A 15170-nucleotide genomic window follows, 5' to 3' on the forward strand; every position below is an offset into this window, starting at 1 on the left:
TATAGTTCTGAGGCTTGCATAAAATATTATATAAAAATTAAATGCAAAGATACAGAACAAGGAAAAGACAATATAGGCGACAAAGCGGAGACGCTTACATTTGAAGTATCATAACTCTTTCACCTCAGTAGGAGAAAAGCACAGCTCAATAACAAGTAAAACATCTTTCTATATAGCACGAGGGTCTGAAGCTATATAGTACGAAGGGTCGAAGCTATATAGCACGAAGGTACTCAGCTATATAGACCGAAACCTTTCTATTATATAGCTTGCAAAGAAGTATGGACTTTTTCATGGAAAAGAGTGGACTATTATGCGGAAAAATCCAAAGTTTTCTACCAGAAAGTCCCTACTATTGTTAGGGGTCAAAGCTTAAAATAAAATGCGTTGATTAATATGTAAACTTTTACTCATTTATAAATCTACACTAATTTTTATGCTGCAAATCGTTATTTCAAAATGCTGCATTTCACACTTTCAAAATGCAGCATTTTGATTAAACGAAATGCAGCATTTCATCAATGCGAAATGCAGCATTTTGAAAATTCATTGTAAAATCGGCCTCACAGCGCGTATAACAGGTGGTGACTCATGTAAATTTTCATTTTTGCTGTTTTTATCAAGCGTAAAATAGCTAAACAGGGAACTTCTTTTTGAAAACACTTTTTACTATCCCAGCTAGTATGTGTGGTCATCGCCTTGCATTTCTTCCAAATCTATCTTTTTCTTATCAATACTTCGCCAGGCATAAAAAATATAGGCTAACACAAAAGGTACCAGTATAGATACATATGCCATTGTTCTTAATGTAAACTCACTAGAACAACTATTGGTTAGGGTTAACGAACTTTGTAAATCAAGGTTCGACGGATAATATGCGGTGTTGTTATAACCAGCACATAGCAATAATGCCAATACAGTAAATACAGTACCGACTCCTGCAAACCAGATGCTTTTTCGGAATGTTGAACCGAAAGCTCCTCTTACAATTCCAAATAATACCAACACTACACCAACAAGAAATGTTATTAATAGAATTGGCATTTGCAGAAAATTATTCAAATACTTATACTTTTCCATAAACACCATTCCTGTTTCCGGATCTACAGCAAACCCTTCGGCAAACAATGTTCTAATTACAAAAGCCAGAAAGAAAACCAGAAAAAAAACAGTATTGACAATTAAAGCTTTTCTTGATCTTTCATTTAATTCTTTATCATCAATGTTATTCAGAAAATAAAGAATCCCCAGAATGCGGGCCAGAAAAAACACAGCCAATCCTAAAACTACATTCCATATATTAGTAAGTGCATCTAATCCATGCCACGAATTGCCCCAGCTACTGATTACAGGCATCATACTATCTACTATATTCTCCTTATTAATATAGAAGTTCGATCCGGTGAAAAATGTAGCAACTGCACCTCCTAATAATACAGGTCCTACTACCCCATTTATCACTAAAAATATGCGATATGTTTTCTGTCCCAACAGATTACCTGCTTTACTCTGAAACTCGTAGCTCACAGCTTGAAGCACAAAACTAAACAGAATCAGCATCCACAGCCAATATGCACCTCCAAAGCTAGTACTATAGAATAATGGAAATGATGCAAAAAATGCACCTCCAAAGGTTACCAGCGTGGTGAATGTAAATTCCCATTTCCTTCCTGTAGAGTTTATTATCATTTTGCGATGTTCTTCTTTTTTTCCCAGTGAAAAGATTAAAGAATTACCACCCTGAACAAATAACAAGAATACCAATATAGCTGCCAAAAGCGAAACTATAAACCACCAATAGTGTTGAAGAAATATATAATCCATGACTTTTGAATTAAGAATTAAAAATTAAGAATTAATCAAGGACTTTATCTCTCTGGTCCTTTTTTAATTTCCCGCAACATTATACTTACTTCTGCAATAAGCATAATTGTGAATAAAATAAGGAATATAAAAAATGTAGTTTGTACAGAACCAACCCCAAGTTTTGATATTGCTGCCGATGTTGGTAGCATATCAACAATAGCCCATGGCTGACGGCCACATTCGGCTACCACCCATCCGGCTTGCCCGGCAATATATCCAAAAGGTATTGTTATCAGTGCAAGCCAATGCATCCATCTTATTTTGGAAAGATCTTTTCTATAAGCCAGAAATAGTATCACACTAAAAAATAGAATAAAGTATGCTCCTAAAGCAACCATTATGCGGAAAGCATAAAAATTTAATGGTATATTAGGCACCAAATCATTTACATCTTTAATATACCCATACCCAAAATAATCCATGTTCTGCATCAAAGTGGTATACGCTTCATCCATTGTAGCTTTATCGTTATTCTTTTTGGCATTTCTGTAAGTTGCTAATGAAGCAATGGCTATTTGTCCGCGTTCTATTTTCTCTTTTGCCGAAAGAGCCACTGTTCCATCTTTCAATTTGTATCCACCTTCAAGAATTTCTTTCACGCCAGGAACAAATGCATTAAAGCTCCTATCCGACAGAAATGATAACATACCAGGTATTGGAACATCTATTTTAAAGAGAAACGGATCAACTCCATCATTATAAGTGTCTTTTTTAGGATTTAAAAGCCCAACAGCAACAAGATTGGTTTTGTTGCCTCCTTCGTACAAACCTTCTACAGCTGCCAGCTTCATTGGTTGTGTTTGTGCCACTTTATAGGCCGATCCATCGCCTGTATAGGGTATTAGTAATGAAGAAATTAAACCGAATATGGCACCAATCTTTATACTTGCCAATGCAAATTTCTTATCCCGTTTCTTCAACAAGAACCAACTACTTACTCCTACCACAAATACAGCTCCTAATACCCAACCAGATAAAACCGTATGAAAGAACTTATTTACGGCGACGGGCGATAAAGCTACAGCAGCAAAATCAACCATTTCATTACGAACCGTATCCGGATTAAACTCCATTCCAACAGGATATTGCATCCATGCATTGGCAACAAGAATCCACCAAGCCGATATGGTAGCCCCCAGACCAGTTAACCAAGTAGATGCAAGATGAAAACGTTTACTAACTTTATTCCAGCCAAAAAACATAACTGCAATAAAAGTTGCTTCCATAAAAAACGCCACAATTCCTTCAATGGCAAGTGGTGCTCCGAAAATGTCACCAACAAACCATGAATAATTGCTCCAATTGGTACCAAACTCAAATTCCAGAATTAATCCGGTAGCTACTCCAACGGCAAAGTTAATACCGAATATTTTCATCCAGAATTTAGCCGCCCGTTTCCAAAACTCATTTCCGGTTTTGTAATAAACCGTTTCCATGATACCCATAACCACAGCAAGCCCCAAAGTAAGCGGAACAAAAATCCAATGATACATGGCCGTTAGAGCAAATTGTGCCCTTGACCAATCAATTAACGAAGTATCAATGCTTTCAACCATCTTTTATATATTTAAGATTAACTACTTTTCTGTATCCAGTATATGTGTACGTTCAATAAGCTCACCAGCAACAAACTCTTCTTTACTCATACCCTTGGGCCGTGTATTAAGAAAATTTGGAAAGAAAAACATCTTTAAAACAAAAAACATTATAAAGAGTTTCAACAAAATAATAAACCATAATGTACGGCCTAATGTCATGCTACGAAATCCATCAATATAGAATTCCCAGATTTTGATTACGGTTTTTCTCATATTTATGCCATTTTTTACAAATCTATCAATTCATTAACTAAAACCAAATTAAACATCAAATTGTTTTATCAATTATTTCTTTAAAAAGATAGATAGACTAAATAATAGGAAGAGCAGATGAAAAGAATCGATGATTTATCAGGATTGGACGATAAAAAAAACAGATCAGTCTATCTATTTTGTATTAAAGATAGGAGTATTATACTTTTGTTGAAGTAAGCTAATAAGTTAGTTTAAAATAACAGGATAATTATGTATAAGGTAAAAAGATTGATTGTGATAACATTGTGTGCAGGGATGTTTCTGGCTAACAAAGCTTATGCTCAGGAACATCCATCTGAGTGGGATTTGCAGGCATGTATTAATTATGCATTGCAAAACAACATAAACATCAGGAAAAACAAAATTGTAGCAGAAAGCAGTAATGTTGATGTATTAACTGCTAAAGCAAATTTATTTCCAAGTTTATCGTTTAGTACAAGCCATAACTACGTAAACCGGCCTCTGACTGAAGATGGCGGAGTTAAGAAAAACAGTTATAATGGTAATTACGGATTAAATGCTTCATGGACCATTTTTAATGGTGGAAAAAACACCAAAACAGTAACACAACAGCAAGTAAACCAACAAATAGCAGAACTGGATGTGCATACCAATGAAAATAGCATCATTGAATCCATCACTCAATTATTTGTGCAAATACTTTATGCAAACGAATCTGTAAAAACCAACGAAAGCACTCTTGCTGTTTCGGAAGCACAGGTAAACCGGGCCAAAGAATTACTTGCAGCAGGATCTATTGCCAGAAGTGATTATGCTCAACTGGAAGCACAGTACAGCAATGATAAATATCAGCTAGTAAATTCATTGACAGCTCTTCAGGATTATAAACTTCAACTGAAACAGATGTTAGAACTGGATGGAGAAGAAGAAATGAATCTTATTCTTCCACAAACAGACGATGAAAATGTTTTGGCAATTCTTCCCAACAAAAGTGACGTTTATCGGCGGGCTATAACTTTTCGTCCGGAGATAGAAGCAAGCAAGCTCAATATTAAAGCAAACGAAATTGGTATTGATATAGCAAAAGCCGGTTATTATCCTACCCTTAGTTTGAGTGCAGGAATAGGTACCAATCACACTTCCGGAAGCGATTTCACCTTTGCCCAACAAGTTAAAAACGGTTGGAATAACTCTCTGGGGCTATCTCTTTCTGTTCCAATTTTTAATAATAGGCAAACCAAAAGCGCTGTTCAAAAAGCCCGCCTCAATTATGAAAGCAGCAAACTTGATATGGCTAACGAAGAAAAAGCACTTTTCCGCACCATAGAAGGATATTGGTTAGATGCAACAAGTGCACAGCAACGCTATGTAGCAGCAATGGAAAAACTACGTAGTTCCGAAACCAGTTATGAACTTGTTAACGAACAATTCAATTTAGGAATGAAAAATACGGTTGAATTGCTAACTGAAAAAAATAATCTTCAATCAGCTCAGCAGGAAGTACTTCAGGCTAAATACATGGCAATCTTAAGCTTACAACTATTAAACTTCTATCAAGGCGAAGATATATCTATTTAAAATATTAAAAACACCAGAATATGAATAAGAAAAAAATAACAACTATCGTTATTGGAGTAGTTGTAGTTGGTGCTATTGGTTGGTTTTTCTTCGGAAAAACAGCAAAACACAACGTTATGTATCAAACCGTAACTGTTTCGAGAAGTTCCATTAGCAACTCTGTTACAGCTACAGGAACAGTGGAACCTGTTACACAGGTAGAAGTAGGTACACAGGTTTCGGGTATAGTGAATAAAATATATGTTGACTATAACAGCGAAGTGAAGAAAGGAGAAATCATTGCCGAACTCGACAAAACAAATCTTCTGAACGAGCTAGCCAGTAAGAAAAGTAATTTGGAAAATGCTAAGACCGAATACGAATATCAATTATTAAATTATAACCGTATGAAAACCTTGCATGAGAAAACATTGGTTTCTGAAACTGATTATGAATCGGCATGGTATAACTATGAACGGGCTAAGAATTCGTATGACATTAGTAGGAATGATTTGGCAAAAGCCGAAACAAACCTGGGCTATGCAACAATTTACTCTCCTATTGATGGTGTTGTACTTAGCCGGGCAGTAGAGGAAGGACAAACAGTAGCTGCATCATTCAGTACTCCTACCCTTTTTACCATAGCCAACGACCTCACAGCTATGCAGGTTATTGCCGATGTAGATGAAGCCGATATAGGTGAAGTGAAAGAAGGATTGCGTGTATCTTTCTCTGTTGATGCTTTTCCGAATGACACATTTGAAGGGTATGTAACCCAAGTCAGGCAACAAGCAACGGTAACCAACAATGTAGTTACTTACGAAGTTGTAATATCTGCACATAACCCGGATTTAAAGCTGAAACCCGGATTAACAGCTAATGTAACCATATTTACACTCGAGATTAATAATGTATTGACTGTTCAGTCCAAAGCTCTGCGTTTTACCCCAGTTGAACCAATTGTTGGCAAAGAAGACATTATAAACGATGTTCCAGGCAAAAATAAACTATGGACACGCCAAGGGAATGTCTTTACTGCACATGCGGTAGAAATTGGTATCAGTAATGGTATTCTTACAGAAATCAAATCGGGAATAAGCGAAGGAACACAAGTAGTATCGGATGTTGTTATCGGACAAATGCCGGGGCAAATCCCTATTCCTCAAAATGGCGAACAAAAAGAATCTTCTCCATTTATGCCAACCCCTCCAGGTGGTGGAAGAAGATAGCAAGAAAAGAAAAAAACTATGAGCAAGAAAATAATCGAATTAGTAAACATAAAACGGGATTTCCAAGTTGGCATTGAAACTGTACATGCTTTGAGGGATATTTCGTTCACTATTACCGAAGGAGAATTTGTAACAATTATGGGTACTTCCGGATCGGGCAAATCAACTCTTCTAAACACACTGGGATGCTTGGATACTCCTACCAGCGGCGAATATCTGTTGGACGGTATCCCAGTAAAAACGATGAGTAAAAGTGAACGAGCGGTATTGAGAAACCGTAAAATCGGGTTTGTTTTCCAAAGTTACAATCTGCTTCCTAAAACTACTGCAATCGAAAATGTAGAATTACCTCTTATGTATAATGCATCTGTCAGTGCATCAGAGCGTAAGCAACGTGCAATTCAAGCGTTGGAAGATGTAGGATTAGGCGACAGATTACAGCACAAAAGTAATCAGATGAGTGGTGGGCAGATGCAACGTGTGGCCATTGCCCGGGCGTTGGTTAATAACCCAGCAGTTATTTTGGCCGACGAAGCAACCGGAAATCTGGATACCCGAACTTCTTTCGAAATACTTGTATTGTTCCAGAAACTGCATGCCGAAGGACGAACAATCATCTTTGTAACCCATAATCCTGAGATAGCTCAATATACAAGCCGGAACATTGTTTTAAGGGATGGACGGGTAAAAGAAGATACTGTGAACAATAAAATATATTCGGCAGCCGAAACATTGGCCGGATTACCTCTCCCCGAGGAATTATAATTAAGGAGGTAAAAGTTTACATTATGAATGGAACAAATTTATTTAAAATAGCCCTTCGGGCATTGGCTAATAATAAGATGCGGGCATTCTTAACCATGCTTGGTATTATTATTGGAGTGGCTTCGGTTATAACCATGCTTGCCATTGGACAGGGATCAAAAAAAAGCATTCAGGATCAGATATCCGAAATGGGCTCTAACATGATTATGATACATCCCGGAGCAGAACGCCGTGGCGGGGTACGTATGGATCCAAGTGCTATGCAAACCCTGAAGTTGGAAGATTACATCAGGTTGAGTAACGAAAACAAGTTTCTATCAGCAATCAGTCCTAATGTATCCAGCTCTGGCCAATTCATTAATGGTGCCAATAATTATCCGTCGAGTGTTAACGGGGTGAACAAAGATTACCTTGAAATCCGTCAGTTAACAGTTGAAAGCGGTAGCATGTTTACCGAAGAGGATATTGCAAGTAGTGCCAAAGTATGTGTAATAGGCAAAACAATTGTAGACAATTTGTTTCCCGATGGATCCGATCCTGTGGGACAGGTTATTCGCTTCAATAAAATCCCTTTTCAGGTTGTTGGAGTTTTAAAACCCAAAGGTTACAACTCTATGGGGCAAGATCAGGATGCCGTTGTGCTGGCACCATACACTACCATCATGAAACGTGTATTGGCAATAACTTACTTGCAAGGAATATATGCATCTGCGCTAACAGAAGATATGACGGAATTGGCTATTGATGATATCGAATCGATCTTACGGAACAATCATAAACTCAAAGAAACCGATGAGAGTGATTTTACTATACGTTCGCAACAAGAACTCAGCACCATGCTAAGTTCTACTACCGACTTAATGACTACTTTGCTTGCCTGTATAGCCGGAATCAGTTTAATTGTTGGCGGTATAGGTATTATGAACATTATGTATGTAAGTGTTACAGAACGTACCCGCGAAATCGGACTCCGCATGTCGGTAGGTGCACGAGGAATAGATATTCTCAGCCAGTTTCTTATAGAAGCAATCCTGATTAGCATAACAGGTGGAATTATAGGAGTGTTTATAGGAGTCGGAGCATCTTTTGTTGTGAAAGCCATTCTAAACTGGCCTATAGCCATACAAATGTGGAGTGTTTTGTTAAGTTTTGCAGTATGTACTGTTACCGGTGTTTTCTTTGGATGGTATCCGGCACAAAAAGCAGCAAATCTTGATCCGATAGACGCAATACGCTATGAATAAAAATTAAATGTTTATATTTGTTTTATGAAAACACAAATACGTAAACAAGAACGTTTTATGGAAATACTCCTCCATGTTATATGTTGGAGTATTATCATTATGTTTCCATTGATGTTTATCGACCGGAACTATGTGAATTTTAACTGGGAGGACCATGTTAGGCATTTTATGGTTCCATTCACCTTTATGATTGTTTTTTATATAAACTATTTAATTTTAATTCCACAATATTTATTCCGCGAGAAATCATTGTTATACCTTATATATAATATTATCTTAATAAGTATAATTGGTGTGTTTCTGCATTATTGGCAAAGTATTACTGTTCCTCCTAATATTCATCCAGAACATTTTAAACCGGGGCCACGTAAACCACGGCCAGGTGGTTGGACATTCATACTCAGGGATCTGGTAGGTTTGATATTTACAGCAGGCATCAGTGCAATTATACGGATAACAAAAAAATGGAAAGAGATTGAAAGTGCACGAAAAGATGCAGAGAAAAACCGTACCGAAGCCGAACTTAAAAATCTGCGTAACCAGCTTAATCCACATTTTCTGCTCAATACATTAAATAACATTTATGCGCTTACAGCATTCGATGTAACAAAAGCCCAACAAGCCATTCAAGAGTTAAGCAAGTTGCTACGATATATGCTATACGACAATCAATTGAATTTTGTGCCATTAGGAAAAGAGGCTGATTTTATTCGCAATTACATCGAACTAATGCGTATACGGCTAACTCCCAATGTTAAGCTTGAAACACATATTGATATTGCATCAAACAATCAGATTCTGATTACACCATTAATTTTTATCTCATTAATAGAAAATGCTTTTAAACATGGAATATCTTCTGATGAGCCAAGCTATATATTTATCTCATTATATGAAAAAAATGGAGAAATTACATGCGAAATACGTAATAGTAATTACCCCAAAACCGATAATGATAAAAGTGGCTCAGGAATTGGATTGCCTCAGGTGAAAAAAAGATTGGAACTGTTATACCCCGGAAAGTACACATGGGAAAAAAACATTTCAGATGATGATAAAGAATATTTTTCAAAACTGGTTATTAAAACATGAGAGAAACGATATTAAGCTGTGCCATTGTCGACGACGAACCATTAGCATTAAGCCTATTGGAAAGTTATGTGAATAAAACCTCCTTTTTAAGTTTAAACGGAAAGTACTCAAGTGCAATTCAAGCAATGAAAAATCTAACAGAAAACCCTGTAGATCTTTTGTTCCTTGATATCCAAATGCCTGAATTAAATGGGTTAGAGTATTCTAAGATGGTTGATAAGCATACCAGAATTATATTTACTACAGCATTTGAGCAATATGCATTAGATGGCTATCGGGTAAATGCCTTGGACTATCTTCTTAAACCGATTTCGTATGTTGATTTTTTGGAAGCAGCAAACAAAGCAGTTCAGTGGTTCGAAAGAGTTTCAACACAAGATGAAATCGATTGTATTTATGTAAAAAGCGATTATAAGTTGTTACAAATAGAATTGAAAAAAATATTATATATCGAAGGACTAAAAGATTATATAAAGATATATACCGAAGATAATGCCCGTCCCATTCTTTCACTTATGAGCATGAAATCTATGGAAGAATTGCTTCCGGATTCTAAATTTATGCGTGTTCACCGATCATTTATTGTACAAAAAGATAAAATAAAAATAATAGACCGCGGACGCATTGTTTTTGAAAAAGCATATATTCCGGTAAGCGACAGTTACAAACAAGCTTTCCAGAAATATTTGGATGAAAGAAGCTAATTTTGCGAATTAGTCGATAAAATTGATTAATTTGTCGATACACACTTGTGTAATTAAAATTAAGTATGTACTTTTGTAGCAGAGAAAAGGAGTTGTGAAACTCTGGAATAGAATAGTTTAGTTAAGTCTAGTTTAGTTTTTGTGTAGGCACTCCTGTGACAGCGGTCGATACAGGAGTGCTTTTTTTATGGACTTTTGTTTTTTCCTGCAATTAATTATCTCCTTTTTCCTATTTATGGGGTGTTTTATATATATTTGCCATATTCTCGGTCAAAAACACCATTTAGCAATAATACTTAATATGAATAATGTCATAGCCACAATTAAGAAACTCTTTTTTAATGATAAGTTTATCCTGATACTTATATTTCTGAACGCAATTATAATCTTTATCCAGGAATTCAATAATATACCTATATATATTTATCGTCTGGACAATTACTTCACTCTCATTTTTTTAGTAGAGATTATATTGAAAAGTAATACTTATGGTTTAAAGAAGTACCTGAAAAGCAATTGGAATAAGCTTGATTTTGTTGTAGTGTCTTTGTCATTTGCCTCCTTATTATTGAGTTATGTATACTCAGGAAACAATATTTCTATTGAATTCATTATTTCGCTAAGAGTACTCAGAATATTCAAGTCTGTGAGACTCTTAAAATTTATTCCCAATATAAATTTAATAATTAATGGAGTTAACAACGCATTGAAAACTTCATCACTGATTATTTTATCCTTTATCATCCTTATTTTTATTGTTTCGGTAGTAACATGCTCTATTTATAAAAACATTGCTCCCGAATATTTTGCCAACCCATTACTATCTATATATTCTGTTTTTAGAGTTTTCTCGACTGAAGGATGGTACGAAATACCTGATTTAATTGCTGAACGAACAAGTGAAATTTGTGCCTTGTTAACCAAACTATATTTTGTTTTAATCTTGTTTTTCGGTGGAATTCTGGGAATGTCTTTTATTAATTCCATATTTGTTGATGCCATGGTTAGCGACAACAATGATGAATTGGAAGAAAAGGTTAAGAAATTAACCGATAAAATAGATGAATTAACCAACGAAATACGTTCGGGGAGAAACAAAGAAAATTTCTAAACACAAATGTCATAATCAATAAATATATGTATTTTTGCAAACACAGAATAAAAATGCTATTTTAATAAACATATTAAATCAATGAAAAAGAAAATCGTATTAATTGATGATAAAGAAACGATAGCTAAAGTGATAGCTATTTATCTTTCAAAGGAATATGACTTCATTTATTTTGAAAATCCGATAAAAGCAATCGACTGGTTGCAAAACGGAGACTTTCCAGATCTTATTATAACAGACATTAGAATGCCGGTAATGACGGGTGATGAGTTTCTTCGCTACATGAAAAAAAATGAATTATTTCAGTCCATTCCAATAATAATGCTTACCAGCGAAGAAAGTACAACCGAAAGAATAAGATTATTAGAGGAAGGTGCTGCCGATTATATTCTTAAGCCTTTTAACCCTTTAGAAATTAAAACAAGGATAAGAAAAATACTTAACCAATAATTACCAGCATGCAATATATAATATACATTGGAAAAAATAAGAAATTCATAAAGGATTTCTCCCAATTATCCAGAAGAAATATATTCTATTCTGCTAATGATTACCATAAAGCAATTCCTTCAATAAATAAAATTGAGAATGAGGAGGATATAATAGTATTTTATGAGCACGAAGATAAGGAAAAGGAAATTTCGGACATAAAAGAGATCAGACAGAAGCATCCGCTTGTATACATTGTATTAATAACAGAGCTTTCACTGGGAAAAGACGCTCCCCTATATTTGAAAGCAGGGATCAACAACACCTTATCTCCAAATACAACACAAGCAGAAGTTGATGAAATTTTTCAGTTCCACGATAAACGCAGAAAAGATCATTCACAGAAAAAGGAAAGGTCATATCAGATCAAAGTATTCAAATTACCTTTATGGAAAAGGGTCTTTGATATTGTTTTCTCTTCTCTTGCTCTGATTATTCTATCGCCTATATTAATTATTACTGCATTAGCAATATGCTTTGAAAGCAAAGGACCCATTCTACATAAAACAAAAAGAGTAGGAACAAATTATCTGATTATTGATTTTCTGAGATTCCGCTCAATGTACACTGTGGCCAACAACTCAAAACAATTCGATTTTGATGATTTGACGGAAGATGACATGGAAAACGAAGTTGTACTTATATCAGATGATTATATTGTTTCAGAAAAAGACTACATAATTCAAACCTCTAAAGACACTGAAAACAATATAAATACAACAAAAGTTGGTCGTTTTATCAGAAAATACTGTATCGATGAACTACCTCAATTAATAAATATACTGAAAGGTGATATGTCGGTGGTAGGAAATCGCCCTCTCCCACTCGATGAAGCCGAACAATTAACAAGCGATGATTATATTGATAGATTTATGGCACCAGCCGGTCTGACGGGGTTATGGCAAGTAGAGAAAAAAGGTGATCCTAAGAAAATATCAGCAGAGGAGCGTAGGTTATTGGACGTTAAATATGCAAAGACATTTTCTTTTTCATTGGATATAAAAATCATATTCAAAACTTTAACTGCAATAGTTCAGAAAGAAAATTGATTATAAATAAAAAAACGAGAGAATGTTTAATCCTCTCGTTTTTTATTTATTGTAGGTTCTATTATTTATCTTTTATTTTGCTACTCTCTCTAGCCATCTTACCATACTTAACATAACTATCATTGAAAGCCCTGTAGCTATTACAAATACCAACCAACAAATCCATAGTGGTACGTTTGTATAAAGTATACCTCCAATAAATAATATCGAGTTACCAATAGCAGTTGCTGCTAACCATGCACCCTGCATTATACCTTGCAAATGTGGAGGAGCAACTTTAGACACAAACGATAAACCCAGCGGGGAAATAAACAACTCGGCAACAGTTAGTATAAAATATAAGATTACCATAACCCATGGTGTAACTTTCATTGCATCCAACTCGGTTGCAGTCATACCCGATAATGCTTCTTTTGCAGGTAATGCAAACGAAAACACCATTAAGAATACATAAGCCAATGCAGCAATACCCATACCAATAGCTATTTTCATTGGAGTTGAAGGCTCCTTGCCTTTATTTTTCAACACACCAAAAAGCCACATTATAAGTGGGGTTAAAAACACAACAAAGAATGGATTTACACTCTGAAATATTTCAGCTCCTTTTATAGTAGTGAAACCTAAATCAATATTAATAATGTCAAGGTTTACATAGTCTCTTGCAAAATAAGTTAGTGAATATCCGTTTTGATGGAACGAAAGCCAAAAGAAGATAACCACACCAAATACAGCAAACAAAGCATAAATACGCTGTTTAATTTCATGAGCACTCATTTGAATTTCTTCTTTAGATATTTTAGCAGTGCCATCTTTATTTACAAGAGTCTTATTAGCTGGATCAGGGAAACGACTTTTATTAATAATATAAATAACCAAAGATATTAGCATAGCAACAATTGCAGCAGCAAAAGCATACTGAAATCCTCTGTTGAACACATCCAAATAGTTGTTTGAAAAAGCCAATAAATCAGTAACTGGTGTTCCATCTAATGTTGCAGCACTAGCATATTCTGTTAACCTATTCAATGAGCCGTCTGCCATTGAAGTACCTTTAGCAATATATTCATGACACAATTCAGGAAGAGAACCATTGTAATCAAAGTTGTGCACCTTTAGCCACCAGTTTCTAACACCAATTGCAATAAATGGAGCAAACATGGCACCAATGTTAATAAACATATAAAAAATTTGGAAACCAGAGTCTCGTTTATCCGAATACTTAGGGTTATCATACATTTGACCAACCAAGGCTTGAAGGTTTCCTTTAAACAAACCATTTCCAAAAGAAATGATTAAAAGCCCAAAACAAGTAAGTAACAAATATGGCCAGAAACTAGGAACAGGAGTTGGTGTAGGAATAGCAATAACAAGATAACCTACAGCCATTAAAATTATTCCCACTAAAATAGTGCCCTTGTAATTCTTTGTTTTGTCCGCAATTAATCCGCCGACTAAAGCCAACAAATAAATGGAAGCATAAAAAGCAGAATAGATGTAACCGGTTGTTGTCTCGGACAAACCGAACTTCGATGAAATAAACAAGGTAAGAATGGCCATCATAATATAAAAGCCAAAACGCTCACCCATATTGGCCAGGGCAGCTGATATTAACCCTTTTGGTTGATCTTTAAACATAGAATTAAAACTTAAGTATATTAATATTATATTTATTCAATGCAAATATAGTTACTAGTGCACAAAAACCCAATTATATTTAAACTTTTATCACGTAAAGCAAAAGGAATAAGTGGGTCGAGATGCGTTATTCTATCATTTTAATACAAAATAGCAGGTTTAGCTTCAGTTACTCGTATCAAATCTTGCGGATTGACTTTAAGCTGTAGCCCTCTTTGGCCAGCACTTACATATATACATTCAAAATCCAAACATGTTTCATGAATATAAGTTGGGAAGCGCTTTTTCATGCCTACAGGAGAACATGCTCCCCGTATATAGCCTGTTACAGATAAGAGATCTTTCATTGGAATCATCTCACTGTTTTTATTCCCGGAAACTTTTGCTGCTATCTTCAAATTAACTTCCTTGTCTCCTGGAATAATGCAAACAAAATAACCGGTTTTATCACCATGAAGTACCAATGTTTTAAAAACCTGCTCGATGTTTTCACCCAAATCAGCAGCTACATGTATGGCACTTAAATCATTTTCATCCACTTCGTAGGGAATCAGTTCATATAGTATTTTTGCTTGGTCCAATAATCTGGCAGCATTGGTTTTATTTATTTTCATT

General features: G+C 35.2%; 14 protein-coding genes. 9 read left to right on the forward strand and 5 right to left on the reverse strand.

What is annotated here, in order from left to right; genetic code table 11:
- Positions 1-678: 678 nt before the first annotated feature.
- Genes D0T85_RS10500 through D0T85_RS10510 form a run of 3 tightly spaced genes read right to left on the reverse strand, consistent with a single transcriptional unit; the run spans position 679 to position 3677 of the window.
- Positions 679-1824 (reverse strand): cytochrome d ubiquinol oxidase subunit II, encoded by a 1146-nt coding sequence (locus D0T85_RS10500; protein WP_163213034.1) that lies wholly within the window; start codon positions 1822-1824, stop codon positions 679-681.
- A gap of 44 nt (positions 1825-1868) precedes the next feature.
- Positions 1869-3422: a cytochrome ubiquinol oxidase subunit I gene (locus D0T85_RS10505; RefSeq protein ID WP_163213036.1), complete on the reverse strand. Its 1554-nt coding sequence runs from the start codon at positions 3420-3422 to the stop codon at positions 1869-1871.
- Positions 3423-3443: 21 nt separating this feature from the next.
- The gene (locus D0T85_RS10510; RefSeq protein ID WP_163213038.1) at positions 3444-3677 is read right to left on the reverse strand and encodes a DUF4492 domain-containing protein; all 234 of its coding nucleotides are present in this window, start codon (positions 3675-3677) and stop codon (positions 3444-3446) included.
- A 252-nt stretch (positions 3678-3929) separates the two neighbouring features.
- Here D0T85_RS10510 and D0T85_RS10515 point away from each other — a divergent pair, with 252 nt between their 5' ends.
- From D0T85_RS10515 to D0T85_RS10555, 9 genes are all read left to right on the forward strand, one after another.
- A complete protein-coding gene (locus D0T85_RS10515) occupies positions 3930-5258 on the forward strand; it encodes a TolC family protein (protein ID WP_163213040.1) in 1329 nt (442 codons plus the stop codon).
- A gap of 20 nt (positions 5259-5278) precedes the next feature.
- Complete coding sequence (locus D0T85_RS10520) at positions 5279-6466, forward strand: efflux RND transporter periplasmic adaptor subunit (protein ID WP_163213042.1); 1188 nt, start codon at positions 5279-5281, stop codon at positions 6464-6466.
- An 18-nt stretch (positions 6467-6484) separates the two neighbouring features.
- The gene (locus D0T85_RS10525; RefSeq protein ID WP_163213044.1) at positions 6485-7231 is read left to right on the forward strand and encodes an ABC transporter ATP-binding protein; all 747 of its coding nucleotides are present in this window, start codon (positions 6485-6487) and stop codon (positions 7229-7231) included.
- Positions 7232-7254: 23 nt separating this feature from the next.
- Positions 7255-8475: an ABC transporter permease gene (locus D0T85_RS10530; protein ID WP_163213046.1), complete on the forward strand. Its 1221-nt coding sequence runs from the start codon at positions 7255-7257 to the stop codon at positions 8473-8475.
- Between the two features lie 24 nt (positions 8476-8499).
- Positions 8500-9567, forward strand: coding sequence for a sensor histidine kinase (locus D0T85_RS10535; RefSeq protein ID WP_163213048.1), 1068 nt, complete (start codon positions 8500-8502; stop codon positions 9565-9567).
- On the forward strand, positions 9564-10271 hold the full coding sequence (locus D0T85_RS10540; RefSeq protein ID WP_163213049.1) for a LytTR family DNA-binding domain-containing protein: 708 nt from the start codon (positions 9564-9566) through the stop codon (positions 10269-10271). The genes D0T85_RS10535 and D0T85_RS10540 overlap by 4 nt, the downstream gene beginning before the upstream one ends.
- 301 nt (positions 10272-10572) lie before the next feature.
- Positions 10573-11382, forward strand: coding sequence for an ion transporter (locus D0T85_RS10545; RefSeq protein WP_163213051.1), 810 nt, complete (start codon positions 10573-10575; stop codon positions 11380-11382).
- An 81-nt stretch (positions 11383-11463) separates the two neighbouring features.
- On the forward strand, positions 11464-11832 hold the full coding sequence (locus D0T85_RS10550) for a PleD family two-component system response regulator (protein WP_163213053.1): 369 nt from the start codon (positions 11464-11466) through the stop codon (positions 11830-11832).
- Between the two features lie 8 nt (positions 11833-11840).
- Complete coding sequence (locus tag D0T85_RS10555) at positions 11841-12920, forward strand: sugar transferase (RefSeq protein WP_163213055.1); 1080 nt, start codon at positions 11841-11843, stop codon at positions 12918-12920.
- 72 nt (positions 12921-12992) lie between these two features.
- Here the strand turns inward: D0T85_RS10555 and D0T85_RS10560 are convergent, their stop codons facing one another.
- Both D0T85_RS10560 and ybaK read right to left on the reverse strand, forming a co-directional pair.
- Positions 12993-14555 carry a peptide MFS transporter gene (locus tag D0T85_RS10560; RefSeq protein ID WP_163213057.1) on the reverse strand — a complete coding sequence of 521 codons (1563 nt, stop codon included), beginning with the start codon at positions 14553-14555 and terminating at the stop codon, positions 12993-12995.
- Between the two features lie 140 nt (positions 14556-14695).
- Positions 14696-15169: a Cys-tRNA(Pro) deacylase gene (gene ybaK, locus D0T85_RS10565; RefSeq protein ID WP_163213059.1), complete on the reverse strand. Its 474-nt coding sequence runs from the start codon at positions 15167-15169 to the stop codon at positions 14696-14698.
- Position 15170: the final 1 nt, after the last annotated feature.

Origin of the sequence: Bacteroides sp. 519 (genome assembly GCF_010500955.1) — a bacterium.
Lineage (GTDB): Bacteria > Bacteroidota > Bacteroidia > Bacteroidales > Bacteroidaceae > Bacteroides.

Excerpts from the sequence above, each read along its gene's own strand:
- D0T85_RS10515 (WP_163213040.1), top strand. The coding sequence starts at position 3,930 with ATGTATAAGGTAAAAAGATTGATTGTGATAACATTGTGTGCAGGGATG.
- D0T85_RS10500 (WP_163213034.1), bottom strand. The coding sequence starts at position 1,824 with ATGGATTATATATTTCTTCAACACTATTGGTGGTTTATAGTTTCGCTT.
- D0T85_RS10510 (WP_163213038.1), bottom strand. The coding sequence starts at position 3,677 with ATGAGAAAAACCGTAATCAAAATCTGGGAATTCTATATTGATGGATTT.
- ybaK (WP_163213059.1), bottom strand. The coding sequence starts at position 15,169 with ATGAAAATAAATAAAACCAATGCTGCCAGATTATTGGACCAAGCAAAA.
- D0T85_RS10520 (WP_163213042.1), top strand. The coding sequence starts at position 5,279 with ATGAATAAGAAAAAAATAACAACTATCGTTATTGGAGTAGTTGTAGTT.
- D0T85_RS10555 (WP_163213055.1), top strand. The coding sequence starts at position 11,841 with ATGCAATATATAATATACATTGGAAAAAATAAGAAATTCATAAAGGAT.
- D0T85_RS10535 (WP_163213048.1), top strand. The coding sequence starts at position 8,500 with ATGAAAACACAAATACGTAAACAAGAACGTTTTATGGAAATACTCCTC.
- D0T85_RS10545 (WP_163213051.1), top strand. The coding sequence starts at position 10,573 with ATGAATAATGTCATAGCCACAATTAAGAAACTCTTTTTTAATGATAAG.
- D0T85_RS10550 (WP_163213053.1), top strand. The coding sequence starts at position 11,464 with ATGAAAAAGAAAATCGTATTAATTGATGATAAAGAAACGATAGCTAAA.
- D0T85_RS10525 (WP_163213044.1), top strand. The coding sequence starts at position 6,485 with ATGAGCAAGAAAATAATCGAATTAGTAAACATAAAACGGGATTTCCAA.
- D0T85_RS10540 (WP_163213049.1), top strand. The coding sequence starts at position 9,564 with ATGAGAGAAACGATATTAAGCTGTGCCATTGTCGACGACGAACCATTA.
- D0T85_RS10530 (WP_163213046.1), top strand. The coding sequence starts at position 7,255 with ATGAATGGAACAAATTTATTTAAAATAGCCCTTCGGGCATTGGCTAAT.
- D0T85_RS10560 (WP_163213057.1), bottom strand. The coding sequence starts at position 14,555 with ATGTTTAAAGATCAACCAAAAGGGTTAATATCAGCTGCCCTGGCCAAT.
- D0T85_RS10505 (WP_163213036.1), bottom strand. The coding sequence starts at position 3,422 with ATGGTTGAAAGCATTGATACTTCGTTAATTGATTGGTCAAGGGCACAA.